At 66.4% G+C, this 24,640-nt stretch carries 22 protein-coding genes and 1 tRNA gene; 5 read left to right on the forward strand and 18 right to left on the reverse strand.

Annotated features, from left to right (window positions below; genetic code table 11):
* Positions 1 to 59: 59 nt before the first annotated feature.
* From leuE to gloB, 12 genes are all read right to left on the reverse strand, one after another.
* On the reverse strand, positions 60 to 740 hold the full coding sequence (gene leuE, locus AC1DN0_RS21785) for a leucine efflux protein LeuE (protein ID WP_441627464.1): 681 nt from the start codon (positions 738 to 740) through the stop codon (positions 60 to 62).
* A gap of 61 nt (positions 741 to 801) precedes the next feature.
* Positions 802 to 1,938, reverse strand: a complete 1,137-nt coding sequence (gene carA, locus AC1DN0_RS21790; protein ID WP_441627466.1) for a glutamine-hydrolyzing carbamoyl-phosphate synthase small subunit — start codon at positions 1,936 to 1,938, stop codon at positions 802 to 804.
* Between the two features lie 337 nt (positions 1,939 to 2,275).
* Positions 2,276 to 2,686, reverse strand: coding sequence for a RidA family protein (locus tag AC1DN0_RS21795; RefSeq protein ID WP_035860557.1), 411 nt, complete (start codon positions 2,684 to 2,686; stop codon positions 2,276 to 2,278).
* Positions 2,687 to 2,776: 90 nt separating this feature from the next.
* Entirely contained in the window at positions 2,777 to 3,217 is a 441-nt protein-coding gene (locus AC1DN0_RS21800) for an acyl-CoA thioesterase (protein WP_441627468.1), read from the reverse strand.
* Entirely contained in the window at positions 3,214 to 4,887 is a 1,674-nt protein-coding gene (locus AC1DN0_RS21805) for an AMP-binding protein (protein WP_441627470.1), read from the reverse strand. Before AC1DN0_RS21805 ends, AC1DN0_RS21800 begins: the two co-directional genes overlap by 4 nt.
* 63 nt (positions 4,888 to 4,950) lie before the next feature.
* Positions 4,951 to 6,114 (reverse strand): acyl-CoA dehydrogenase family protein, encoded by a 1,164-nt coding sequence (locus AC1DN0_RS21810; protein WP_477103526.1) that lies wholly within the window; start codon positions 6,112 to 6,114, stop codon positions 4,951 to 4,953.
* Between the two features lie 15 nt (positions 6,115 to 6,129).
* The gene (locus AC1DN0_RS21815) at positions 6,130 to 6,981 is read right to left on the reverse strand and encodes an enoyl-CoA hydratase family protein (RefSeq protein WP_441627474.1); all 852 of its coding nucleotides are present in this window, start codon (positions 6,979 to 6,981) and stop codon (positions 6,130 to 6,132) included.
* A gap of 46 nt (positions 6,982 to 7,027) precedes the next feature.
* Complete coding sequence (locus tag AC1DN0_RS21820) at positions 7,028 to 7,828, reverse strand: SDR family NAD(P)-dependent oxidoreductase (RefSeq protein WP_441627476.1); 801 nt, start codon at positions 7,826 to 7,828, stop codon at positions 7,028 to 7,030.
* Between the two features lie 2 nt (positions 7,829 to 7,830).
* A complete protein-coding gene (locus AC1DN0_RS21825; protein WP_441627478.1) occupies positions 7,831 to 10,212 on the reverse strand; it encodes a bifunctional salicylyl-CoA 5-hydroxylase/oxidoreductase in 2,382 nt (793 codons plus the stop codon).
* A gap of 276 nt (positions 10,213 to 10,488) precedes the next feature.
* Positions 10,489 to 12,381: a propionate--CoA ligase gene (locus AC1DN0_RS21830; RefSeq protein ID WP_441627480.1), complete on the reverse strand. Its 1,893-nt coding sequence runs from the start codon at positions 12,379 to 12,381 to the stop codon at positions 10,489 to 10,491.
* Between the two features lie 282 nt (positions 12,382 to 12,663).
* Positions 12,664 to 14,349, reverse strand: coding sequence for a transglycosylase SLT domain-containing protein (locus tag AC1DN0_RS21835; protein WP_477111528.1), 1,686 nt, complete (start codon positions 14,347 to 14,349; stop codon positions 12,664 to 12,666).
* Between the two features lie 192 nt (positions 14,350 to 14,541).
* The gene (gloB, locus tag AC1DN0_RS21840) at positions 14,542 to 15,345 is read right to left on the reverse strand and encodes a hydroxyacylglutathione hydrolase (RefSeq protein ID WP_441627484.1); all 804 of its coding nucleotides are present in this window, start codon (positions 15,343 to 15,345) and stop codon (positions 14,542 to 14,544) included.
* Between the two features lie 10 nt (positions 15,346 to 15,355).
* On the opposite strand from gloB, the gene AC1DN0_RS21845 reads away from it, so the two are divergent.
* The 5 genes from AC1DN0_RS21845 (at position 15,356) to AC1DN0_RS21865 (ending at position 18,323) form a co-directional block, all read left to right on the forward strand.
* Positions 15,356 to 16,147, forward strand: a complete 792-nt coding sequence (locus AC1DN0_RS21845) for a class I SAM-dependent methyltransferase (protein WP_035860582.1) — start codon at positions 15,356 to 15,358, stop codon at positions 16,145 to 16,147.
* A gap of 89 nt (positions 16,148 to 16,236) precedes the next feature.
* Positions 16,237 to 16,674: a ribonuclease HI gene (rnhA, locus tag AC1DN0_RS21850; RefSeq protein WP_441627540.1), complete on the forward strand. Its 438-nt coding sequence runs from the start codon at positions 16,237 to 16,239 to the stop codon at positions 16,672 to 16,674.
* A 51-nt stretch (positions 16,675 to 16,725) separates the two neighbouring features.
* Positions 16,726 to 17,448: a DNA polymerase III subunit epsilon gene (gene dnaQ / locus AC1DN0_RS21855; RefSeq protein ID WP_441627487.1), complete on the forward strand. Its 723-nt coding sequence runs from the start codon at positions 16,726 to 16,728 to the stop codon at positions 17,446 to 17,448.
* Positions 17,449 to 17,568: 120 nt separating this feature from the next.
* Positions 17,569 to 17,643, forward strand: a tRNA-Val gene (locus AC1DN0_RS21860).
* 308 nt (positions 17,644 to 17,951) lie between these two features.
* The gene (locus AC1DN0_RS21865) at positions 17,952 to 18,323 is read left to right on the forward strand and encodes a hypothetical protein (RefSeq protein WP_441627489.1); all 372 of its coding nucleotides are present in this window, start codon (positions 17,952 to 17,954) and stop codon (positions 18,321 to 18,323) included.
* Positions 18,324 to 18,427: 104 nt separating this feature from the next.
* On the opposite strand, the gene AC1DN0_RS21870 is transcribed toward AC1DN0_RS21865, so the two are convergent.
* The 6 genes from AC1DN0_RS21870 to AC1DN0_RS21895 all read right to left on the reverse strand — a co-directional run.
* The gene (locus AC1DN0_RS21870) at positions 18,428 to 19,090 is read right to left on the reverse strand and encodes a hypothetical protein (RefSeq protein WP_441627491.1); all 663 of its coding nucleotides are present in this window, start codon (positions 19,088 to 19,090) and stop codon (positions 18,428 to 18,430) included.
* A 98-nt stretch (positions 19,091 to 19,188) separates the two neighbouring features.
* The gene (locus AC1DN0_RS21875; protein ID WP_441627493.1) at positions 19,189 to 20,010 is read right to left on the reverse strand and encodes an IclR family transcriptional regulator; all 822 of its coding nucleotides are present in this window, start codon (positions 20,008 to 20,010) and stop codon (positions 19,189 to 19,191) included.
* A 255-nt stretch (positions 20,011 to 20,265) separates the two neighbouring features.
* The gene (locus AC1DN0_RS21880) at positions 20,266 to 21,561 is read right to left on the reverse strand and encodes an MFS transporter (protein WP_441627542.1); all 1,296 of its coding nucleotides are present in this window, start codon (positions 21,559 to 21,561) and stop codon (positions 20,266 to 20,268) included.
* 300 nt (positions 21,562 to 21,861) lie between these two features.
* Positions 21,862 to 22,818 carry a PDR/VanB family oxidoreductase gene (locus AC1DN0_RS21885; protein WP_276287907.1) on the reverse strand — a complete coding sequence of 319 codons (957 nt, stop codon included), beginning with the start codon at positions 22,816 to 22,818 and terminating at the stop codon, positions 21,862 to 21,864.
* A 97-nt stretch (positions 22,819 to 22,915) separates the two neighbouring features.
* The gene (locus AC1DN0_RS21890) at positions 22,916 to 23,905 is read right to left on the reverse strand and encodes a VOC family protein (protein WP_477146000.1); all 990 of its coding nucleotides are present in this window, start codon (positions 23,903 to 23,905) and stop codon (positions 22,916 to 22,918) included.
* A gap of 51 nt (positions 23,906 to 23,956) precedes the next feature.
* Positions 23,957 to 24,640, reverse strand: a 684-nt coding sequence (locus tag AC1DN0_RS21895; protein WP_477146001.1) for an aldehyde dehydrogenase family protein, incomplete at its 5' end; no start/stop codon positions are given.

The following is a 24,640-nucleotide window of genomic DNA, read 5'->3' on the forward strand; positions in this document are numbered from 1 at the left end:
CTCTCATTATTGGCCGGTCCCCACGTTCGCGCGGACCGCACCGGATATCAGGATTCGATTCAGTTCAGGGTGGCCGTCGCCAGCTTGGCGCCGAAGCCGATGAACATGGCGCCCACACCGCTCGCCATGCCCGCCGACAGGCGCCGTCGGCGGCGAAACGCCTCGGCCAGCCTGGCGCCCACGAAGATAATCGCGGTCAGGTAGGCGAAGCTGCACAACTGGCACACCAGCCCCAGCGCGACAAAGGACAGCGCCGGATAGCCGAACTGCGGATCGACGAACTGGATGAAGAAGGAGATGAAGAACAGGATGGCCTTGGGGTTGAGCAGGCTCACCACCAGCGCCTTGCGGAACGGGCTGACGGCACGGTCCACGGGCATCTCGCCCTGTGCCGCCGTCCCGCTATCGCTGCCGCGGCTGGACCAGCCGCGCACGGCACCGCGCAGCATCTGGAAACCGATCCAGCCGAGGTAAGCGGCACCGATGTACTTCACCACGTAGAACAGGCCCGGGCTGGCCTTCAGCAGCGAGGCCACCCCCGCTGCCGACAGCACCATCAGGATGGCATCGCCCAGGAACACCCCGCAGGCGCCCTTGTAGCCTTCGCGCACGCCACGCTGCGCGGCGACGGAAAGCACATACATCGAATTCGGGCCCGGCAGCAGCACGATAAAAATCGTGCCGAGCACAAAGGTCCAGAAATCGGTAATGCCCAGCGCGGTATGCATGAAGGCGTTCATGGGATCGTCCTGCGGTCTGCCTGTCTACTAATCTTCTCGTCTTGACTTCTTCGCTGCGCGCTTACTGGCGTGCGTCCGCCATCATCTTGGTGAAGCGGTCGAACAGGTAAGCCACGTCGTTCGGGCCCGGCGAGGCTTCCGGATGGCCCTGGAAGCAGAAGGCGGGCTTGTCGGTCAGCGCGAAACCTTGCAACGAACCGTCGAACAGCGACACGTGGGTGGTGCGCACGTTGGCAGGCAGGGTATCGGCGTCCACCGCGAAACCGTGGTTTTGCGAGGTGATCACCACACGGCCGTCGTCCACGTCCTTCACCGGATGGTTCGCGCCATGATGGCCGAACTTCATCTTCAGCGTCTTGGCGCCAACTGCCAGCGCCATGATCTGGTGCCCCAGGCAAATGCCGAAGGTGGGGATGCCGCGTTCGATGAACTCGCGGGTAGCGCGGATCGCGTAGTCGCAAGGCTCGGGGTCGCCGGGGCCGTTCGACAGGAAGATGCCATCCGGGTTGAGCGCCAGCGCGTCGGCGGCGCTGGCTTGCGCCGGCAGCACGGTCACCTTGCAGCCGCGTTCAGCCAGCATGCGCAGGATGTTGAACTTGACGCCGTAGTCAAAAGCCACCACGTGGAAGCGCGGCGACGCCAGCTTGCCGTAGCCGGCACCCAGCGCCCATTCGGTCTGGCTCCACTCGTACGGTTCCTTGACCGAAACCACCTTGGCCAGGTCCATGCCGGCCAGGCCGGGGAAGGAGCGCGCCAGGTCGATGGCCTTCTGCACATTGTCCTCGCCAGCCAGGATGCAGCCGTTCTGGGCACCCTTCTCGCGCAGGATACGGGTCAGCTTGCGGGTATCGATGCCGGCGATCGCCACCACCTTTTCCTGCTTCAGGTAATGGCCGAGGGAATGTTCCTTGCGGAAGTTGGAGGCCAGAAGCGGCAGATCCTTGATGATCAGGCCGGCGGCATGGACTTTCGTGGCTTCGACATCCTCAGAATTGACCCCGACATTGCCGATATGCGGATACGTCAGCGTGACGATCTGCCGGGAATAGCTGGGGTCGGTGAGGATTTCCTGGTAACCGGTCAGAGCGGTGTTGAACACCACTTCGCCGATGGTATGGCCGGAAGCGCCAATGGAATAGCCACGAAAGACCGTGCCGTCTGCAAGCGCGAGAATGGCGGACGGAAAAGACGGTAACACGGGTAGGCTCCTGCTGGATTCACCCCGTGACCGACCTGCTCAACGCCTCTTGCCCCGTTGTCCGGCGGGGCGACAGGCAGCGTGATGGACGCGATGCTTGTCGCCGGGGCCGTTCGCCTGGTGCTCGATACGCCACACAAATTAGTGCAGCGGAGCCAAGGCGAAATGGGGGCGGCGGAAGGTGGAATTCGGTAGGCGCTAGGGTGAGGGGTTCTGAAAGCGAAACTTTTGGATTATACCCCGCGCCACCCATTTTCTCAAGTTATCAAGGACTTRCGGACGCGGCAGGGCCGCTGCGCGCGCCCGCCGGCAGGCCGGAACGCCCGGCCGGCACCGCTCATTCGCTGGCAGGCACCACCGCCGTCACCTCGATCTCCACCTTGGCGCGGGCCTCCACCAGATCGGCGACCTCGACCGCCGTCATGGCCGGGAAGTGACGCCCGATGGTGGCCCGGTAGTGCTCGCCGATGGCGCGGTAGGCGGCGACATATTCCACCTTGTCCTTCACGTACCAGGTCATGCGCACGATGTGATCGGGACGCGCCCCACCCGCGGCCAGCACCGCCACGATGTTGCGCAGCGCCTGGCCGACCTGCTCGGCGAAGTCATCGGTTTCGAACTCGCACTGGCCGTTCCAGCCGATCTGGCCGCCGACGAAGAGCAGGCGGCTGCCCACCTGCATCTCGGTCATGATGCCGTTCGAGTAGCCGCGCGGCGCGGCCCAGTCTGGTGGCTGGAGAATCTTCATGGTCGGTCTTCCGTAATCAGTGATTGGGATCTGGTTGGTTCGCACCACGCCCCGGACGGGCGCATGGGTGCGGGATGTCAGGTGGCGCGCTTACCGCGCCGCGGCTTCTTGCCCTGGCGCCAGGAAGCGCTCCATGCCCGCGCGGACCTCCGGCGGCAGCGCGCGCGGCATCATTTCGCCGGTATCGACGCACACCAGGCGCTGGGCGATCTCCACGCGGAGGTCCGCGGCAGGCCCGACGAAGCGCACCTGCAAGGAGAAACTGGTGCGCCCCAGCCGCGTCACACGCAGCTCCCGCGTCAGCAACTCGCCCAGCCGGCTGGGCGCCACGAAGCGGCAGGACACTTCCGCCGTCGGCACGCCGGCCTGTGCCGCGCCATGCATGGCGTCGAAGGACCAGCCCAGTGCCTCCCGAAACCAGTCCTCGACCAGGTCGTTAAGCATCTCGAAGTAGCGCGGGAAGAACACGATGCCGGCGGCGTCGCAGTCCTTGAAGCGCACCCGCACGGTGTTGGTGAACACTTCGCTCACGGCTGGCGCCCTCCTCCGGCCGCGCCGGCCTGCTCCGCCATCTGCCGCAACCGGAAGCGCTGCAGCTTGCCGGTCTCGGTGCGCGGCAGCGCATCGACGAAGATCACCCGGCGCGGATACTTGTACGGCGCGATCTCGGCCTTGACGTAGGCCTGCAGCACGGCGCACATCTCCTCGCCGGCCACCACGCCGGGGCGCAGCACCACGTAGGCGGCGACGACCTGCCCGCGCTCGGGATCGGCCATGCCGACGACGCCGCATTCGGCCACCGCTTCGTGCCGCATCAGCGCGCTTTCCACTTCCGGCCCGGCAATGTTGTAGCCGGCCGAGACGATCATGTCGTCSGAACGCGCCTGGTAGTAGTAGTAGCCGTCGGCATCGGCCATGAAGGTGTCGCCCGGCAGGTTCCAGCCGTCCCTCACATAGCTGGCCTGGCGCGGGTCGTCCAAATAGCGGCAGCCGGTGGGACCGCGCACCGCCAGCTTGCCGACCGTGCCGGGCGGCACCGGTTGCATCGACTCGTCGACAATCTGCGCGACATAGCCCGGCACCACCTTGCCGATGGCGCCCGGCCGGACTTGCGCGCCGGCGCTGGAAATGAAGATATGCATCATCTCGGTGCCGCCGATCCCGTCTGTCATCTCGATGCCCGTGGCCGCCTTCCAGCTCTGGCGCGTCGCATCGGGCAGCGCCTCGCCGGCCGAGACGCTCTTCTTCAGGCTGGAGATGTCATACCCCGGCGCCAGCGCCGCCATCTGCCGGTAGAAGGTCGGCGCGGTGAACACGATCGTCGCGCGCCAGGACTGGATCAACGCAAGCAGGCTCTCGGGCGTGAGCCGCTCGGCCAGCACGGTGGACGCCCCGACCCGCAGCGGAAAGCACAGGATGCCGCCCAGGCCGAAGGTAAAGGCCAGCGGCGGGGTGCCGCAGAAGATGTCGTCCGGCCCCGGCTTGAGCACATGACGCGGGAACAGGTCGCACATGGCAATCACATCGCGGTGGAAATGCACCGTGCCCTTGGGCTGGCCGGTAGTCCCGCTGGTGAAGGCGATCAGGCAGATGTCGTCGCTAGCGGTATCGCACGCGTCGAACGACTCGGGCTTGCCGGCCATGGCGGCTTCCACCGAGTCTGCGCCGCTGCCGTTGAAGTAGCGCACCTGCGCCAGGCTCGGGCAATAGTGCTCGTTGCCGGGATCCAGATTGGCTTCGAGTTCTTCGCGCAGGCGCTCGTCGCACAACGCCGCGCTGACCGCGGCACGGTCGATCACCTGCTTGAGTTCCTTGGCGCGCAGCAACGGCATGGTCGGCACCGCGATCAGCCCCGCCTTGACCACCGCCAGCCAGCACGCTGCCATCATCAGGTTGTTGGGGCCGCGCAGCAGCACGCGATTGCCCGGCACCAGCTCCATATCGCCGGTCAGCACGTGGGCGATGCGGTTGGAGAGCGCTGCCAGTTCGGCATAGCTGACGGTGCGATGGGCGCCGTCCTGCTCGTAGCGGATCGCGATGCGCTCGCCCCGCCCTTCGCGCACATGGCGCTCGACCAGTTCCAGCGCGCAGTTCATGCGCTCCGGATATTGCGTGTCCGCGTTGAACAGCAGTTCCGGCCACTGCTGCGGGAGCGGCAGGCGGTCGCGTGCAAAGGTATCTAGGTGGGCTGTGCTCGCCATGGTTGTCTCCGCTTCCTTCATTCTGGTGATGCTGGTAAGGGCTGTCCGGCCGCGTCGATCACGCTATGCGCGATGCTGTGCCAGCGTTTCGCGCGCGATGATCAGCTTCTGCACTTCGGTGGCGCCTTCGTAGATCCGCAGCGAGCGGATCTCCCGGTACAGGCTCTCCACGCGCGTGCCCACCTTGACGCCGAGCCCGCCGAACATCTGCACGGCGCGGTCGATGACCTGCTGCGCGTTCTCGGTGGCCACCATCTTGGCCATCGCCGCTTCGCGCGTGGTGCGCACACCCGCCACATCGCGCAGCCACGCGGCGCGGTAGGTCAGCAGCGCGGCCGAGTCGATGGCGGTGGCCATGTCGCCGATTGCCGCCTGGGTCAGTTGCAGGTCGGCCAGCACGCCGCCGAACATGGGCCGCGCGGTGGCGCGCGCGAGTGCTTCGTCAAGCGCGGCGCGGCCGAAGCCCAGCGAGGCGGCCGCCACCGAGGCGCGGAAGATATCCAGCGTCATCATGGCCACTTTGAAGCCCTGCCCTGCTTCGCCCAGCCGCGCGCCAACCGGCACCCGGCAGTTCTCGAAACGCAGCGTGGCAAGCGGGTGCGGCGCCATGACATCGATCCGCTCGGCGATGGTCAGGCCCGGCGTGTCCGCGTCCACCACGAAGGCGGAGATGCCGCGCGCGCCCGGCGCTTCACCGGTGCGGGCGAACACGCAGTAGAAGTCGGCGATGCCGCCGTTGGAGATCCAGGTCTTCTCGCCATCGATCACGTAATGATCGCCGTCCAGTACCGCGCGGCATTGCATTGCCGCCACGTCGGACCCGGCGTCGGGCTCGGACAGGGCGAACGCAGCGATCGCCTCGCCGCGCGCCACGCGCGGCAGGTAGCGCTCGCGCATGGCGTCGCTGCCGGCCAGCGTGATGGCGCCGCTGCCCAGGCCCTGCATGGCGAAGGCGAAATCGGCCAGGCCATCGTGACGGGCAAGCGTCTCGCGCAGCAGGCACAGCGAGCGCGAGTCGAGCGTTTCGAGCGCGCCGCCATAAGCAGCGGGCACGCAGTAGCGCAGCCAGCCGGCCTCGCCAAGCTGGCGCACCAGCGCGCGGCAGGCGGCGTCGGTGTCGCTGTGATCGACCGCGAGCGAGGCCGTGGCCCACGCGTCGAGCCGTTGTTCCAGTTCGCGGTGCGCGTCGCCGAAGAACGGCAGGGCGAGATAGCTTTTGTCGGACATGAAGTTTGTACCCTTTCAGTCGCCTTCGAACACGGGCCGCGTCTTGGCCACGAACGCGTCGTAGGCCCGGCGGAAGTCCTTGGTCTGCATGCAGATGGCCTGCGCCTCGGCCTCGGCCTCGATGGCTTCGTCCAGGCCCATGTTCCATTCCTGGTGCAGCAGCTTCTTGGTCACGCCGTGGGCGAAGGTGGGCCCGGCGGCGATTTGCGCGGCCAGCGACTGGGCTTCGGCGAGTACCGCGTCCGGTGCGTGCAACGCGTTGAAGAAGCCCCATTGCAGCCCTTCCTGCGCAGTCATCGCCCGGCCGGTGTACAGCAACTCGCTGGCACGGCCTTGTCCGATCACGCGCGGCAGCAGCGAGCAGGCGCCCATGTCCGCGCCCGCCAGGCCTACCCGCACGAACAGGAAGGCGGTCTTCGCCTGCTCGGTGCCCAGCCGCATATCCGAGGCCAGCGCCATCATCGCGCCGGCGCCCGCGCAGATGCCGTCGACGGCGCTGATGACCGGTTGCGGGCAGGCCCGCATGGCCTTGATCAGGTCGCCGGTCATGCGCGTGAACTCGAGCAGCTCGGGCATGGTCATGCGGGTGAGCGGGCCGATGATTTCGTGGACGTCGCCGCCCGAGCAGAAGTTGCCGCCGGCGCCGGTGATCACCACGGTCTTGATGTCCGTGGCGTAGCACAGCGCGCGGAACAGATCGCGCAGTTCGGCGTAGGAATCGAAGGTGAGCGGGTTCTTGCGCTCGGGGCGGTTCAGCGTCACGGTGCCAACCTTGCCGTCGGCCGAGACCGACCACAGGAAGTGCTGCGGCTGGTAGCCGGCAAAGCTGCGCTTGTGGTGGCGCATGTCCAGTGCTATTTCACTCATCTCGTTTCTCGCTTGCCTGTTCTGGTTTTCTCGAATTCGTTCGGGATCAACCCGCCATGACCTCGCCACCGGCCACTGCGATGGCTTGGCCGGTGACCGCGCTGGCGGTGGGCTGGCACAGCCATGCGACCGCGTCAGCCACCTCGCCCGGCTGCACCAGCCTGCCCTGCGGATTGCCCTTGGACAACTCGGCCCGGGCCTGCGCCTCGGTGCGGCCGGTCTTGCCCATGATGTTGGCGACCGCGTCGCGCACGATGTCGGTCTCGGTATAGCCAGGGCAGACCGCATTGACGGTCACGCCGCTGCTCGCGACTTCCAGCGCCAGCGAGCGGGTCAGTCCGATCACGCCATGCTTGGCCGCGCAGTAGGCGCTGACATAGCCGTAGCCAACCAGCCCGGCCGTGCTGGCCACATTGACGATGCGGCCCCAGCCGCGTTCCAGCATGCCCGGCAGCGCTGCCTGCGTGCAGAGGAAAGTGCCGGTCAGGTTGACCTCGAGCATGGATTGCCACAGGGCGAGATCCGTCCTGGCGAAGCTCGCGCTGCGCGCCTGCCCGGCATTGTTGATCAGCAGGTCGATCGGGCCCGCGCGGCCGGACGCTTCCGCGAACGCCGCCGCCACGCTGTCGGCCTGCGAAATATCCGCCGTCACCGTGCCGAGCATGGCGGGCGCGACGACCGCCTCGGCGAGCGCATCGGCTGTCGCTGCCAGCGTGGCCGCGTCGCGCCCCAGCAAGGTGACGCTGGCGCCTTGCGCGAGCAGGCGGCGCGCAATGGCCGCGCCGATGCCGCGTCCGCCACCGGTGACCAGCGCGTGCCGACCCTGCAGGGAAAGATTGGCGCTCATGCTCAGTGATCCTCGGGCTGACGGGCTTGCCGTGCCTGTTGCGCGGCCCGCTCCAGGTTGGTTTCCAGCTGGCGCTTGCCGGCCTGGTATTGCTTGGGCCATGCCAGGTCGCGATGGCCCAGCCGCGCTGCCTCGTGGATGGTCCAGGCGGGGTCCGCCAGGTGCGGGCGGGCAATCGCGCACAGGTCGGCACGGCCGGCGGCGATGATGCTGTCGACGTGGTCGGCTTCGAAGATCGCGCCGACAGCGATGGTGGCAATGCCGGCCTCGTTGCGGATGCGGTCGGCAAACGGCGTCTGGTACATGCGCCCGTACACCGGCGCCTGGTCAGGACTCACCTGCCCCGAAGAACAGTCGATCATATCGGCGCCCGCAGTCTTGAAGGCACGTGCGATCTCGATCGCATCGTCCGGCGTGATGCCGCCTTCGACCCAGTCGTGCGCCGAAATCCGCACCGACATCGGGCGCTCGTGGGGCCACACAGCCCGTACCGCCGCAAAGACTTCGAGCGGGTAGCGCAGCCGCGCGGCCAGCGAGCCGCCGTATTCGTCGCTGCGCTGGTTGGTCAGCGGCGAAATAAAGCTGGAGAGCAGGTAGCCGTGGGCGCAGTGCAGCTCGAGCCAGTCGAAACCCGCCTGCGCGGCACGCCGCGCGGCGGCCACGAAATCGTCCCGCACCTGATCCATGTCCGCGCGGCTCATCTCGCGCGGCACTTGCGACACGCCCGGCATATAGGGCAGCGGCGAGGCCGACATCACCGGCCAGTTGCCGCTGGCAAGCGGGTAGTCCATCGCTTCCCAGCCGAGCTGGGTCGAACCCTTGCGCCCGGCGTGGCCAATCTGCATGGCGATGCGCGCATCGCTGTTGGCGTGCACGAAATCGACGATGCGGCGCCAGGCGTCGCGCTGCGCGTCGTTCCACAAACCCGGGCATCCCGGGGTGATGCGCGCATCCGGAGAAGTACAGGTCATCTCCGCCACCACCATGCCGGCGCCACCGAGCGCGCGCGCGCCCAGGTGGGTCAGGTGGAAGTCGCCGGGCACGCCGTCCTCGCAGGAATACATGGCCATGGGCGACACCACCACGCGGTTCTTCAGCGTGACGCCGCGTACACGGAACGGCGTGAACATCGGCGGCACCGCGCGCGCATCGGCGGGTTGGCCGGCATTGGCAACGTTGGCCGCCGCCTGTGCCGCGAGCCAGCGCTCGAAGCCCTCGACGTAGCCGGAATCCCGCACGCGCAGGTTCTCGTGCGAGATGCGCTGCGAGCGCGTCAGCAGGGAATAGGCGAACTGCTCCGGCGCCATGCCCGCATAGCGCTCGACGTTCTCGAACCATTCGGTGGAGTTGCGCGCGGCATTCTGGATCTTGAGGACCTCGACGCTGCGGGTGGCCTGGTAACGCTCCAGCGCCTGCGGCAGCACGTCGGCGCCGCCCGGCCCGGCATCGCGGATATTGTTGGCGAGGTCGATCGCATCTTCCAGCGCCAGCTTGGTGCCGGAGCCGATCGAGAAATGCGCGGTATGCGCGGCGTCGCCCATCAGCACCACCGGCACGCGGCGGCCGTCGGCCAGTGTGTTCCAGTGCACCCAGGTGCCGCAGATCACACGCGGAAAGCGGATCCAGTTGGCCGAGCCGCGCAGGTGAGTGGCGTTGCTGATCAGGGCGTTACCGTCCAGGTAGCGGGCAAACAGGCGCTCGCAGAAGGCCACGCCCTCCTCCTGGCTCATCTGCTCGATGCCGGCGGCGCGCCAGACCGGCTCGGGCGCCTCGACGATAAAGGTGGAGGTGTTGTCGTCGAAACGGTAGGCATGGGCCTGGAACCAGCCATGCTCGGTTTTTTCGAAGGCGAAGGTAAAGGCGTCGAACAGCTTGCGCGTGCCAAGCCAGACAAAGCGGCACAGACGGGTATCGATATCGGGCTGGAAGGTCTCGGCGTAGCGGCCGCGCACGCGGCTGTTGATACCGTCGGCGGCGATCACGATGTCGGCCTGGTATTGCTGCGCCAGCGCCTGGTCATCCGTGACGTCGGTCTCGAAGACCAGATGCACGCCCAACTCCTCGCAACGTGCCTGCAGGATATTGAGCAGACGCTTGCGGCCGATGCCGATAAAGCCATGCCCGCCGGAACGCATGGTGCGCCCGCCGATATGGATGTCGATATCGTCCCAGTGGTTGAATGCCTCGTTGATCTGCTGCGCGCTGACCGGATCGGCCTGCTTGAGGTTGTCCATGGTGGCGTCGGAGAACACCACGCCCCAGCCGAACGTGTCGTAGGGCCGGTTGCGCTCCACTACGTAGACCTCGTTGGAGGGATCCCGCAGCTTCATCAGCAAACCGAAGTACAGGCCCGAGGGGCCTCCGCCGATACACAGCACTCGCATCTTGTCGTCTCCTGCGCGCCGGCCCGGATCCGGCTGGCCCGGCCCCTCGCGGCACATGCGATGCGCGGGAGCGCATCTAGATCATACTTAAATATTTGATGCTTAAAATATTAGTCCGCATCGGACCGTCGTGCAAGCACAATCTCTGACGCGGTGCAGCGCGTGCCCCGGGAGGCCAGCTCAGCCAACCCGGCAGCGGCGGATACGCCGCGTTTCAAGCCCTAAACATGCCTCTGCCGCCGCTCGCCCTCCGGCGCGCGGCGGCCTGGACAGCCGTCAGCCTTGCATCGCCGCCTGGAGTTGCGCCAGCGCGGTGGGATCTTCGATCGTGGTGAGATCGCCGGGGTTGCGGCCTTCCGCCACCGCCTGCATGGCGCGGCGCAGCAGCTTGCCGGAGCGGGTCTTGGGCAGCGCATTGACGAAGAACACGCGCGCCGGGCGCGCCACCGCGCCCAGTTGCCGGTCCACGGTCTTCATCACGTCGCCTTCCAGCGCCAGCCGGTCGGCCTGGGTTTCGATGCGGCCCGCGTCGCGCGCGATCACGAACGCCATCGCCACCTGCCCCTTCAGCGCATCGTGCACGCCCACCACCGCCACCTCAGCCACCGCCGGATGCGACGAGATGCTCTCCTCGATCTCGCGCGTGCCCAGCCTGTGGCCCGCCACATTGATCACGTCGTCGGTGCGGCCCAGGATAAAGATATAGCCGTCCTCGTCCTGCACACCCCAGTCGAACGTCGAATAGCAGCGGCGGCCCGGCACGCCGGACCAATAGGTCTTGACGAAGCGTTCATCGTCGCCCCACACCGTGGTCATGCACCCCGGCGGCAACGGCCCGTCGATGGCGACCACGCCTTTCTGCCCCGGCGCGCATTCGGCGCCGGTGGCTTCATCGACGATCTTCAGGTCGTAGCCATAGACCGGCACGCCGGGCGACCCCAGCTTGGCCGGCAACGGATCGATACCGCGCTGGATGGCGATGATCGGCCAGCCCGTCTCGGTCTGCCAGTAGTTGTCCACCACCGGCTTGCCAATGCCCTGCTGGATCCAGCTGGCGGTGGGTTCGTCGAGCGGCTCGCCGGCCAGGAACAGCAGGCGCAGGCTGGAGAGGTCGTAGCGCGTGAGCCAGGCCGGGTCCTGCTTCTTCAGCACGCGAATGGCGGTGGGCGCGCTGAACATGATGTTCACGCGGTACTGCTCGACCAGTTGCCACAGGATGCCGCCGTCCGGGCGCACCGGCGTACCTTCGTACATCAGCGTGGCCATGCCGGCCAGCAGCGGCCCGTACACAATGTAGCTGTGCCCCACCACCCAGCCGATATCGGAGCTGGAGAACATGGTGTCGCCAGCCTTGCCGCAGAAGATGTAATCCATCGAGGTGGCCARCGCGACCGCGTAGCCGCCGGTGTCGCGCTGTACGCCTTTTGGTTTTCCGGTGGTGCCCGAGGTGTAGAGCACGTAGGATGGCTCGCTCGATTCGAGCCAGACGCACGGCACGCGCGCCGCGCCCACGCGCTCGCGCCAGGCTGCGTAGTCTTCGTCGCGGCCGGGCGTGAGCGCCATCGGCGCGAGCTGGCGATCCACCAGCAGCACGCGTTCGGGCTTGTGCGCGGCCAGCGTCACCGCCTCGTCGAGCAGCGGCTTGTAGGGCACCACCTTGCCCGCGCGCGAGCCGGAGTCCGCGCTGACGATCACACGCGGCTGCGCGTCGTCGATGCGCGCGGCCAGACTGACCGAGGCGAAGCCGCCAAACACCACCGAGTGAATGGCGCCGATCCGCGTGCACGCCAGCATGGCAAAGGCGGCCTCGGGAATCATCGGCATATAGATCAGCACGCGGTCGCCCTTGGCCACGCCCATCTGCTGCAGGATCGCGGCCATGCGGTTGACCTCGTCATGCAGTTCGGCGTAGCTGTAAGTGCGATGCTGGCCGGTTTCGGTCGACACGTAGATCAGCGCGGGCTGGTCCGCGCGCGCCGCCAGGTGACGGTCGACGGCGTTGTGGCAGAGATTGGTGCGCCCGCCAACGAACCACCGGGTAAATGGTGGACGGCTATCGTCCAGCACGGTCTCGAACGGGGTTTCCCAGTCGATGCGGCGAGCCTGTTCGGCCCAGAAACCTTCGGGATCGCTCACTGAGCGTGCGTGCAGGGCACGGGTAGCCGTCATGGCTTGTCTCCTCCGCTTGAATGCGGGTTGTCCATATGCAGTTTGTCTTGGCCGGGCGAACCGCCTGATGCTGTCTGCTGTCGCCCGTTAGTTTGCCACCATTCCAGGCGCATGGCGGCTGGCTTGCCGCAGCCAAGCCAGCCCACCGGTACCTGCAGTCTGGGTACGCCGGCTTACGCAACGCTTACCGCTGACGCACCGCACCAAGCAAAAGGGCGTGCCATTGGCACGCCCTTGATCTGGCTCAAACTTGCTGGCTCGAACCCGTTGGCCCGAGCCCGGTCAGCGCGCGTGCGCCTTGGTCTTGGCAGGCGCCGCGGCAGCCTTGCCGGCTGGCTTCGCGGACGGTTTGGCGCCGGCCTTGGCTGCCGGGACCGCCGGAGCGGCTTTGGCCGTCCTGCCGGCGCCGGCAGCAGCCTTGCGCGGGGCCGCCTCCACCGTCACACGCTGACGGCCCGCCGCGCGGCCCTTGGCGGTTGCCTGCACCGGCTCGCCGCGAACCGGCGCCAGGGCGGACGCAGTGGGCGGCGTGTCGGTGGCACTGGCGAAACGGGCCGCCGAACGCGCGGGCACCATCAACACCAGGCTCTGCCCCGCCACCAGCTTGGTGCCGGAAAGCTTGTTCCAGGATTGCACCTGCCCGGCCGACACGCCGTAGCGATGCGCCAGCGAAACCACCGTGTCGCGCCGCCCCGCGCGCACCACCACGCGGCGCGCGTCCGGCACATCCGGCTCGACAGCCATCATGGCGCTTTCCGCCAGCGTGGCGCTGATATCCTGGCCGTGGCTCTCCGAGCGCGGCACCACCACGGTGGAGCCGGCCTTCAGCCGCATGCCCTTGGGAATGCGGTTGATCTCGCGAATGGTGTCCGCGTCGATATTCAGCCGCGCCGCGAGCGCCTCGATGCGCTCGCGGTTGTCCACCGTCACCGCCGTCCAGCTCGACAGGCCGCCCCGGTAGGTATTGAGGTTGTACTGGAAGCGCTCGGCGTTATCGAACGGCAGCAGGATCTGCGGATTCGCCGCGCCGAGGATCACCGGCCGGTTGAAGGACGGGTTCAGCGCCTTGAACTCGTCGAGCGGCATATTGGCGAGCTTGGCCGCCAGCGAGACGTCGATATCGCGCGATGTGGTCACCGTGACGAAGTACGGGTGGTCGGGAATATCGGGCAGCTTCACCCCGTACATCTGGGGGTTGGCAATGATGTTCTTGACCGCCTGCAGCTTGGGCACGTAGTAGCGCGTTTCGTTGGGCATGCTCAGGCTGGCGTAGTCCGTCGGCAGCCCGCGCGCCTGATTGCGCGCGATGGCCCTGGAAACCGCGCCCTCGCCCCAGTTATACGCCGCCAGCGCCAGTTGCCAGTCGCCGAACATGTCGTACAGCCGCTGCAGGTAATCCAGCGCCGCGTCGGTCGACGCCAGCACATCGCGCCGCTCGTCGCGGAACATGTTCTGCTTCAGGTTGTAGCTCTTGCCGGTGCTCGGAATGAACTGCCACATGCCGGCCGCCTTGGCGGTGGACTCGGCCTGCGGGTTGAAGGCGCTTTCCACGAAGGGCAACAACGCCAGCTCCGTGGGCATCTTGCGGCGTTCCAGTTCCTCGACGATGTGATAGAGGTAGCGGCTCGAGCGCGCGACCATCCGTTCCATGTATTCCGGCCGCTGCGCGTACCACTGCGTGCGATCGTCAACCAGCGTGCCTTCCAGGTCCGGCATGCCGAATCCGCGGCGGATACGGTCCCAGATGTCGCTTGACGGGCCGCGCAGCCAGTCGAGGCTGTCGCGGTCCAGGTTGATCACGGCCGCGCTGTTGATCGAATTGAGCGGATCGGGCTTCGAATACGCAGGTTTGGAAGCGGAGGCGGTCGTGCTGACGCCATCGGCGGCGCCGGGCGGAGTTGGCGTGCCGGCACACGCTGCGAGCAGCGCGGCACACGCAACCACCGCCAGTAATCGACCAATTTTCATTAAGTTCTCAAATCGTGACGCTAAAAATTTGCCTGATGCTAAGAAAAAGCGGCTTTCGCGTCAATGAAATTTTCCCTGCGGCGGCGCCAGGGCAGCGCCGCCAGGAACATAACGGGTACACGGAAATCGCCCTCCCGGCTTGCGGGGTCAACGGCTGGCGGGTCCGCCACGCCGGCATATGGCAATAAGGAATCAGCGGAAATTGTCTTTCCAGCCACGCAGCGCGCCGAAGGCCGCCGCGTCGTTGGCTGCCGGGCCACCCGCATGGGCGGCCACCGCCAGGCGTACCGAAGGTTCGCGCGAACGCAGGAAGGGATTGACCTCCCGCTCCTGCGCAACCGTGGTCGGTACGGTCGGCGTGCCCGCGGCACGCAATGCATCCACACGCGCCTCCCAGGCTGCCAGCGCGGCATTGTCCGGCTCCACCGCCCGCGCAAAGCGCACATTGCTACGCGTGTACTCGTGGGCGCAAAACACGCGGGTGGCGCCGGGCAGCGCCGCCAGCTTGTCCAGCGAGGCCAGCATCTGCGCCGGCGAACCCTCGAACAGCCGCCCGCATCCGCTGGCGAACAGCGTATCGCCGCAGAACACGGCCGGACCGGCGCCGGGCAGATCCGCCACGTAGGCAACGTGACCGGCGGTGTGACCCGGTACGTCGAGCACCTTGAGTTGCAGCGCGGGATGGGCCACCTCCACGGTGTCGCCTTCGCGCACGGCCACGGTACGCCCGCCGATGCGTTCGCCGGCCGGCCCGATCACGGGCAATGGCGTGCCATCCGGCGCCACCGGATGCGCCGCCAGCAGCTCGGCCACCCCGCCCTGGTGATCGCCATGGTGATGGGTGATTACAATAGCGCCCAGCACCAGCCCCGCGCGTGCCAGGAAAGCCTCGACCGGCGCGGCTTCGCCCGGGTCCACCACGGCGGCGCAGTGACCGTCGTGGATAGCCCAGATATAGTTATCCTGGAATGCGGGAATCGGCTCCACCTTCAACATGCGTGCTCCTATGTCCAAGCGTCCGATTATAAATTGGGAAGACTGGCTTGCCTCGCCTCCCGGGCAATACATGCTCCAGTGGGAGCAGGGTCAGTACGACCGGACCGTCGTGGATATCTTCGGCTACCACGCGGTGCAGCTTGGCCTGCCGCACATTGACACGCTGCGCGAAAACCGCATGCCGTTCTCCGCACTGGCGCTGGCTCCCGGCAGCGGCCCCCATGGCCCACGCGCCCAGGCCGACGCCCGCCAGCTGCTGTGCCGCTTCGACGAATTGCCGTTCGAAACGCAAAGTATCGATCTGATCACCCTGCCCCATATCCTGGAATTTTCGGAAGATCCCCACGAGGTGTTGCGCGAAGTATCGCGCGTGCTGATGCCCGAAGGCCGCGTCGTGGTGACCTGCTTCAACCCCATGAGCCTGTGGGGCGCGCGCCAGGGCCTCAAGCGGCTGGGCGCCGATCCTTTCCTGCCCAACGACAGCCAGTCGATCGGTTTCGTGCGGATCAAGGACTGGCTCAAACTGCTGGGTTTCGATATCATCCGCGGCCGGTTTGGCTGCTATTGCCCGCCCTACCACACAGAGCGCTGGCTGCAGCGCACCGCCTTCATGGAAAAGGCCGGCGACCGCTGGTGGCCGATCTTCGGCTCAGTCTATATGATTTCGGCGGTCAAGCGCGTGCGCAATATCCGCCTGGTCGGCCCCGCCTGGAAGAGTCCCAAGACGGCACTGTCACCCGTCGCCGCGCCGGTGGCCTCGCCCACGGGCACCCACGGCAAGGCGCCCGGCGACGAGCATTGAGCGCCACCGGCGCACACCCAATCACCCCGGTCGGCACCGCGCGCCATTGCCGTGCCAACCTTAGCGACAACGCAATGCAACCCAACGAAATCGAAGACGTCATCATCTACTCTGACGGCGCCTGCAAAGGCAACCCTGGCCGCGGCGGCTGGGGCGCTGTGCTGGTCTCCGGCAGCAACGAAAAAGAACTGTTCGGCGGCGAGCCCCTGACCACCAACAACCGCATGGAAATGACCGCCGTGATCGAAGCCCTGCGCGCGCTCAAGCGGCCGTGCCGGATCAAGGTCTACACCGACTCCCAGTACGTGCAGAAAGGCATCGGCGAATGGTTGCCGGGCTGGAAGGCACGCGGCTGGAAGACCGCCGACAAGAAACCGGTGAAAAACGCCGACCTCTGGCAGGAAATGGACAAGCTCGCGCAGCAGCACGATATCTCCTGGCACTGGGTGCGCGGCCACAACGGCCATCCGGGCAACGAACGCGCCGACGCCCTCGCCAACCGCGGCGTGGAGTCGCTCAAGGGTTAAGGACAGGCCCCGACGGCCGCCTGCCCCGCCCCTCCGGTTAGAATGCCCGCCATGCGACAGATCGTTCTCGACACCGAAACCACCGGCCTTAGCGCCGCCACCGGCGACCGCCTGATTGAAATCGGCTGCGTGGAGCTGCTCAACCGCCGCCTCACGGGCAGGCACCTGCACTTCTACGTCAACCCGGAACGCGATATCGACGAAGGCGCGATCGCGGTGCACGGCATCACCGTCGAATTCCTGGCCGACAAGCCCAAGTTCGCGGAAGTGGTACACGAGATCCGGGATTTCATCCAGGACGCCGAACTGATCATTCACAACGCGCCCTTCGACCTTGGCTTCCTCGACATGGAATTCAAGCTGGTCGGGCTGCCCCCGTTCCGCGAGCACGCGGGCAATGTGATCGACACCCTGCGCGAAGCGCGCCAGATGTTCCCCGGCAAGCGCAATTCGCTCGATGCGCTGTGCGACCGCCTCGGCATCAGCAATTCGCACCGCACCCTGCACGGCGCACTGCTCGATGCGGAACTGCTGGCCGAGGTCTACCTCGCGATGACGCGCGGCCAGAACTCGCTGGTCATCGATATGCTTGACGGCGGCGGCTCGCAGAGCGACGCCGTGGCATCCACTGACCTCTCGCGCCTGGACCTGCCGGTGCTGATGGCCAGCGAGGAAGAGACCACCGCGCACCTGGCCGTGCTCAAGCAACTGGACAAGGCGAGCGGCGGCAAGGTGGTGTGGCAGGAAGATGCGCCCGCGGCTGAAGCCGCGTGAGCCTGCCAGGAAAGCCAGAAGCGATTTTTTGCAGAAATCTCCAGAAAGGGCTTTACAAGATACAAGCGTGCTGACATAATCTTGTTTCTCTGCAGCACAGCAGCAACAACGCAGCAGCAGGGGTGGTTAGCTCAGCGGTAGAGCACTGCCTTCACACGGCAGGGGTCACAGGTTCAATCCCTGTACCACCCACCAAAATTCGGTGAGGAATGAAGGACTTGCGGCGACAGCCCAAGTCCTTTTTTCTTTGGGTGAAAAAATTTCCGCCGAAGCCATCGCGACACCTTGCATTGAAGATGCCGTCGAACCCAGGTGGGCGCCCGATTCTGCGACTCCCCCGATTCCGTCCATTGCCCAAGCGGCGGCGGCCACTGCGGGAAGGCGCCGGGACCATGGCCATCCGGATTCCTCCACCGTCATTCCTTGGTACCATCCAGCCCCAGACTCGTACACAAGCCAAGATGCGCCGCGCTTCCTGCAATGAAATCCTTGGAGATCATGCCGTGCAATACAAGAAGGTGCTGGCAGCGGTAGCCTGCCTGATATCGGCGGCATGCACTACGACCACGCCCGCGCCATCTGCTGGCCGACAGATGTCGACGTATGACATGGACACCGAATACACGGTTGAATACGTTCCAGACGGCTTCACCCTGATAGTCAACTATCGCTATTCGCAGTTCATCGTGCGATCCAGCTCGGCCGATGCGGCGTGCAAGGCAGCGCTTGCCAGCGTAGCCAACAGCCTGGCCGAGCGCCGGCAACGGCCGATCGAGCCGGTCAACGAACAGCTAGTCAAGGTCACTACCACCAGGAGCTGGTCCGGCAAGGTGGCCGCCTGCTCCGCCTCCGCGCCGATAGCCTGGAAACGCTGACGCAGGGCTAATGGCTCACTAGAGAGGCCCTCGGTCCAGAGGGATGGCGACGGGAGGGCCTCCTGTGGAAGATATCCAGCACGGCAACAACGCGCGCCGCCGCCTCAGCCACCGCCCTTCGCGGTATCGGACGTGGCCGGAAAGACGGTCAATCCTTGCGAGGCATCCAGTTTCCGGTGGAACTCCGCGCAGGCCTGATCTTCCTGGATTGGCAGTTGCTCAAACAAGCCCTTCCACAGGAATATGGAGAAGTAAATCTTCAGGTGCTCAGGATAGTCGGGCGCCTCTGGGGCCATTGCAACGCTGAGCGTAAACAAGCCTTCCAATCTGATGCTCCCCCAAGTGCCGGGAGCGCTCGCGGTGCAAGGACCTATCCCAAAGAGGAACTGCGTCGGGACGGACTGCTCAGGACAAGCCAGCACCAGGTCCGAGGGGCCCAAGGCCTCATCATGCTCATCAAGCCGCCCTGCCGACGGGACACGATAGACCGCGAAGAGATTCAGGCCGGTGATACGGCTCAAGGGCTCCATGAAGACGCTTTCGCCGGGCCGGTGGTCCAGGTGGACTTGCCCGGTGGCGTGATACGACAACTTCCTGGTTTTCGGCTGCCCGATCCGGTCAGAATCGGCGCCCGCGCCTTCCTGAACGGTGCCGGCACGGACGAAGCGGATATTCAGCGAGCCCTCATCTTCGATTGCGTATCGCGCAAGCCGGCGGTAACCGCCTTCGCTCCCCACTAGAATCCAACCGCCAACCTTCTCAGCCATTTCGCTTCCCGGGGTTCCCTGATCGTCCTGCCTGGCCGCGCCCGTCCACCAGCGGGACAGGATGGGCCTGCAGGAATTCGCGCCGCTCGCCCGGCACCTTAGAAATTCGCCACCACGCCACCCATCGGCGGCCGATAGTCCAGCAACCGCGACAACTCCGCCGCGGCCCCCCTCACCTGCTCCACCATCGTATCCAGCCGCTCCGGATCGATCCGCGAAGCCGGGATGGTAGCCCCAAGCGCCGCCACCACCTTGCCGCTGCGGTCGCGCACCGGTGCGGCAATGGTCGAGATGCTGGTTTCGAAAAAACCCTCCTGCAGCACATAGCCGCGCTGGCGGTCGCGCTGAACCATGTCGAACAGGGCCTCCACGGTCTTGGGTGTGCTGTCCGAGAAGACTTCCAGTTGCGGCTCGGGATAGAGTTCGCGCAACGCCTCCAATGTCAGGTCTTCAAGCAGCACGCGGCCGAGCACGGTCGCGTGCGCCGGCAGGCGGGTGCCGACATTGACCGAACTGGCGAACGGCGTGGGCGCCACGGACTTGGCCACATAGACAATGGAGCGGCCGTCGCGCACCACGAGGTTGCAGGGGTAATTGATTTCGTCGCGCAGCCGGTCCAGCAGCGGGCGGCCCAGCTCGGTCAGCTCCAGCGAAGCGAGATAATCGAAGCCGAGGCGCAGCACCGCCATGCCGAGCCGGAACTCGCGGCCGCCGTCGGTGCGCTCGACAAAGCCCATCATCTCCAGCGTGGTCAGCAGGCGGAACACCGTGGAGCGCGGGACCTGGAGCCTGCGAGCCAGTTCGGCCGCGGACAAGGTCTTCTCGTTGCGGCTGAACTCGCCCAGCAAGCGCAGGCCGCGTTCAAGTCCCGGCACGATGTACTTGTCCTGGAGATCGGTTGGCTCGACAGCGTCTGTCATGGTGATATCTCTGCGAATGAAGTGCTTTGGCGTTGCTATATGGTACCGGCTTTGGGCCGGGCCCCGCCCGATGCGGGCCCCGCGCCCCGACCCCGGCGCGCCATCCCGCGACTGACCGATATAACACGCCCGGCGTCGATCCTCCAGCACTTCAATCACCAGACCGGTGCGCGGACCCTAGCCCTTCAGGTATTCCCGCAGCCAGGCCGCGCATTCGCTGGCGTGCCGAGCGCCCGCGGCCTCGCACCGCTCGCTTCAGGCCTCGAGTTGCTCGAGGACCTTGCCCTTGGTTTCGATGCCAAGGAAGTGAATCGTCAGCGCGGCCAGGAACGGCACCAGCGCGAGCGCATAGAACGCGCTGCTGAGGTTGCCCGTGCCGATCGTATTGGCGACCAGCGTCGGCGCGAAGATCGCCGCCAGTTTCAGCCAGGCGCCCCCGAAACCGCAGCCCATCGCGCGAATGCTGGTGGGATACAGTTCCGGCGTGTACACGTAGGCCGTGATAAAGCCGCTGGCCAGGAAGCCAAGGGCCAGCGCGCACAGGCCTGCCACCACATACACCGACTCCGCATGGAACACGCCGGCCAGCGCAAGCGACAACGCGCACAGGACAAACGAGACGTTGATCACCGGCTTGCGGCCCACCTTGTCGACGATCATCGCGCAGACCAGCGAGCCCACCACGCCCAGCACTGATGCGCCGGCGGCGAGATTCAGCGCCAGTTGCAGCGGCGCGTGATACACGGTCTTGTAGATCGTCGGCAGCCAGGTCGATAACCCATACTGGATAAAGCCACAGGTGGCCCACAGCATCCACACCGCCAGCGTGCGCCCGATATAGGCCTTGCCCAGCAGGTCCTTCACGCTGCGGCGCGGGTGCTTGTGGGTCATCGCATCGTAGGCGGACACATCGCCCAGCGGCGCCAGCGGCCCCTTGGCGCGCGCCTCGAAGGCCTGCAGCGCGCGGTCGGCTTCCTCCAACCGGCCCTTCTCCGCCAGCCAGCGCGGCGACTCCGGAATGGCCCGGCGCAGGATGAAGAAGAGAATGACAGGGGCGCCGCCGATGAAGTACATGACGGTCCAGCCGAACTTCGGCACCAGCCACGCGCCTACGGCATTGGAGATCAGCAGGCCGATCGGGAACACCACCTCGTACAGCAGCACGAAGCGCCCGCGCCCGTGCGCGCGCGTGACCTCGTTGATATAGGTGGCGGCCACCGGCAATTCGCCGCCAAGCCCGAGGCCCTGCACGATGCGCAGCAAGGCGAAGATTTCGAATGATGGCGCGAAGCCGCAGGCAATGCTCATCAGCCCGATGATGCCGGCGCTCCAGCCAATCGAATGCAGCCGGCCAAAGCGCTCGGCGAGATAGGGGAACAGCAGCGCGCCAATCAGTTGCCCCACCGACGGCGCCGCGATCAGGAAGCCGACCTGGGCCGGCGTGAGCGACCACATCGAGATCAGCAGCGGCAGCGTGGCCGCAATCGCGATCACATCAAAGCCGTCGAAGAACGTGGCCAGGCCGATCAGCAACCGGGCCCGGACATGCATGCCGTTGCTGGGCAGCCGCTCGATACGCGCGATGATCTCGCCGCGCGTGGCCGTGGCCGGCGCGCCGGCCGCGCGATTCGCGCCGCCGTCTGCCGCGATGTTGCTGGATGGGGTCGCCACGCCCTCGGCGTTCGCATCGGCGAACGGGGCCTCTTGTCTCTGGATCAACACGGTGTTTCTCTTCAAAAGTATCCGAGGCACGCAGCCGCCTCGCGCTGGCGCATCGCGGGATTTACCCCGCGCTGGCCACCACCGCCGCCGCCGCATCCGATGCGGCGCGCGGTAGCGCTTGGAGGTCGCTCAGAGGTCCAGCACCAGGCGCTTGCCCTTGCAACCCGACACGCACACCATCATGGTCTGGTTCGATTCGCGTTCGCTCTTGCTGAGCACGCCGTCGCGGTGTTCTGGAATGCCTTCCAGCACGCGCGTTTCACACGAGCCGCACACGCCTTCCTTGCAGCTGTGCTCGACGGCGATGCCCGCTTCGAGCAAGGCATCCAGCAAGGACTTGCCTGCCGGCACTTTCAGCTCGCTGCCCGTGCTTGCCAGCGCCACGGTGTACTCGCCTTCCTGCACGGCCGCCACCGACGGGTCTGCCGCAAAGCGTTCGATATGCACTTCGGCATAGCCGTGTCCGGCGCAGGCGGCTTCGAAGGCATTCAGCATCGGGCCGGGGCCGCAGCAGTAGAAGTGCGTGCTGGCCGCTTGCCCCGCCAGCAGCGCGGACAGGTCCGGCGGGCTGCCCGCCTCGTCGTCGAAGTGCATGCGCACCGCGTCGCCATAGGCGGCCAGCTCGTCCGCGAAAGCCGCTTCCGCGCGAGACCGCGCGCAGTAGAGCAGTGTGAAGGAGCGCCCCAGTTCATGCAGCCGCCGCGCCATGCAGACGATGGGCGTCACACCGATCCCGCCCGCCACCAGCACCGTGTGGGCCGCGCCCTCTTCCAGCGCGAAGTGGTTGCGGGGCACCGCCACGGCAAGCGTGCTGCCCACGCGCAGTTGCTCGTGCACATAGCGCGAGCCGCCGCGGCTGGCGCGGTCGAGCAACACCCCCACCACGTAGCGGTCGCGCACTTCCGGCGCGCCGCACAGCGAGTAGCTGCGCACCAGGCCATTGCCCAGATGCAGGTCGATATGCGCGCCGGGCGCGTACGCCGGCAACTCGCGCCCTTCCGGGTCGCGCAACTCCACGCTGACAATGCCGCGCGCTTCGAAGCGCATGGCCTGCACGCGCAGGGTAAGGGATTGGCTGGTACTCATGGCACTTCCTTGTGTTGCTTTGTATCGCTATGTGTCGCTTCGTATTGCTTCGTATCGCCTTGCTGCCTGTATTGCTACGCTGCCTGCCACACCGTATTCAGCGCTTCTCGGTCAGGAACTTGCCCTGCGGGCCGCCCGCGTTCTTCTGCCGGCGGGTATTACCGTCCAGGCCGCCTTCCACCGCCCATTCCGCGAACATGGTGGGACCCGGTTCGAAATCGCGCGGCTCCCATCCGGCGTCCAGCTGGTCCTCGTCCGCGTAGTACTCGATCAGGCCGCCGGCCGGATTCTTGAAGTACCAAAAGTAAGCCGAGGAAATCGGATGCCGGCCCGGGCCGAGCTGCGTGTCCCAGCCGCTGCGCGACACATGCAGGCCGCCGCCGAATACTTCATGGATATCGCGCACGGTGAAGGCCACGTGGTTCAGGCCGCTCTTGGCCTGCGGCAACTGCAGCAGGAACAGGTCGTGGTGGCCGCCGTCCGGCGCGCAGCGCAGGAAGGCGCCACGGCCGGGATAGTGGTCCGACGGCACGAAGCCCAGCTTCTCGGTGTAGAAGCGCTCGGTCGCCGCCACGTCCTTGACGAAGAACACCAAGTGCCCCACCTCGATCGGCGTGGCACGCTCGTAGATCGGGCTGCGCTGGTTCAGGCGCGGCTTGTCGTTCCAGGTGTTCATCGTGGCGCATTCGACCTCGACGTCGCGCTTGCGGGTCAGCTGGAAGCGCACGGCCAGGCCGTTGGGATCGGTGCAGCCCACGCGCTCGCCTTGCTCGCCCTGCATACCGTGCTCTCCCGAGCTGACAAAGCCTGGCTCGGCGCGAATGGCATCCGCGATCTTGTCCAGCGCGGCCTGCGTGTCCACGCCCCACACCACTTCGCGCAGCGTCGGGCCGTCTTCCATCGCCACCGGCAGCGCGGGGTCGTCGGTGCGGCGCACCAGCACGCGGCAGCCGTTCAGCGTCTCGAAATCCAGCCCGCCCTCGTCCTCGCGCACCAGCGTGAGGCCCCAGTCGGCGAAGAAGCGCCGGCAGGCGTCCAGGTCGTCGGCACCGTAGACGATTTCGTCGATGCCCAGAATCGTGTTCATTACCCTCTCCTGCTGTGTCGCTTGTGCAGCGTCCAATTTCGTCGTGCTCACTTAGTTAGCCCACGGCAGCGGTTGTTCATGCATGCCCCAGTACACGCTCTTCTGCTCCATGTACTGCAGGATGCCCAGCCTCCCCTTCTCCCGGCCCAGGCCGCTGTCGCGCCAGCCGCCAAACGGCGTCGAGATCGAGAACTGCTTGTACGTATTGATCCACACGTTGCCCGCCTGCACCGCGCGCGCAAAGCGCCATGCACGCTTGTAGTCGCGCGTCCACACACCGGCCGCCAGCGCGTACACGCTGTCGTTGGCCTGCGCGATCAGGTCGTCCTCGTCGTCGAAGGCCATCGCCACCAGCACCGGCCCGAAGATTTCCTCCTGGCACACGCGGGCGCTGTTATCCAGCCCTTCGATGATGGTGGGCGTGTAGAAGTAGCCGTTCTCGCAGCCCGCCACCGCCGGGCGGATGCCACCCGTGCGCAACTGGCCGCCTTCGGATACGCCCAGCGCCACATACGATTCGATCGAGTCGCGGTGGCGGTCGCTGATCAGCGGCCCCATCTGGGTGCGCTCGTCGGCCGGATCGCCCACGCGCAGGCGCGCCGCGCCCTCGGCCAGGCGGTCCATGAAAGGCTCATACAAGGAACGTGCCACGAACAGGCGCGAGCCCGCGATGCACGATTCGCCCGAGGAACTGAAGATGCCGTACAGCACACCGTTGACGGCATGATCCAGGTC

This window comes from Cupriavidus sp. 05N39 (assembly GCF_056397325.1).

Bases quoted from the DNA above. Each gene is read 5' to 3' on its own strand.
- AC1DN0_RS21795 (WP_035860557.1), bottom strand. From the start codon at position 2,686: ATGAAGATTCTCCAGCCACCAGACTGGGCCGCGCCGCGCGGCTACTCG.
- leuE (WP_441627464.1), bottom strand. From the start codon at position 740: ATGAACGCCTTCATGCATACCGCGCTGGGCATTACCGATTTCTGGACC.
- AC1DN0_RS21810 (WP_477103526.1), bottom strand. From the start codon at position 6,114: ATGTCCGACAAAAGCTATCTCGCCCTGCCGTTCTTCGGCGACGCGCAC.
- gloB (WP_441627484.1), bottom strand. From the start codon at position 15,345: ATGTTGAAGGTGGAGCCGATTCCCGCATTCCAGGATAACTATATCTGG.
- AC1DN0_RS21820 (WP_441627476.1), bottom strand. From the start codon at position 7,828: ATGAGCGCCAATCTTTCCCTGCAGGGTCGGCACGCGCTGGTCACCGGT.
- AC1DN0_RS21825 (WP_441627478.1), bottom strand. From the start codon at position 10,212: ATGCGAGTGCTGTGTATCGGCGGAGGCCCCTCGGGCCTGTACTTCGGT.
- AC1DN0_RS21875 (WP_441627493.1), bottom strand. From the start codon at position 20,010: ATGACAGACGCTGTCGAGCCAACCGATCTCCAGGACAAGTACATCGTG.
- AC1DN0_RS21890 (WP_477146000.1), bottom strand. From the start codon at position 23,905: ATGAACACGATTCTGGGCATCGACGAAATCGTCTACGGTGCCGACGAC.
- dnaQ (WP_441627487.1), top strand. From the start codon at position 16,726: ATGCGACAGATCGTTCTCGACACCGAAACCACCGGCCTTAGCGCCGCC.
- AC1DN0_RS21880 (WP_441627542.1), bottom strand. From the start codon at position 21,561: ATGCATGTCCGGGCCCGGTTGCTGATCGGCCTGGCCACGTTCTTCGAC.
- AC1DN0_RS21845 (WP_035860582.1), top strand. From the start codon at position 15,356: ATGTCCAAGCGTCCGATTATAAATTGGGAAGACTGGCTTGCCTCGCCT.
- AC1DN0_RS21815 (WP_441627474.1), bottom strand. From the start codon at position 6,981: ATGAGTGAAATAGCACTGGACATGCGCCACCACAAGCGCAGCTTTGCC.
- AC1DN0_RS21835 (WP_477111528.1), bottom strand. From the start codon at position 14,349: ATGAAAATTGGTCGATTACTGGCGGTGGTTGCGTGTGCCGCGCTGCTC.
- AC1DN0_RS21870 (WP_441627491.1), bottom strand. From the start codon at position 19,090: ATGGCTGAGAAGGTTGGCGGTTGGATTCTAGTGGGGAGCGAAGGCGGT.
- AC1DN0_RS21885 (WP_276287907.1), bottom strand. From the start codon at position 22,818: ATGAGTACCAGCCAATCCCTTACCCTGCGCGTGCAGGCCATGCGCTTC.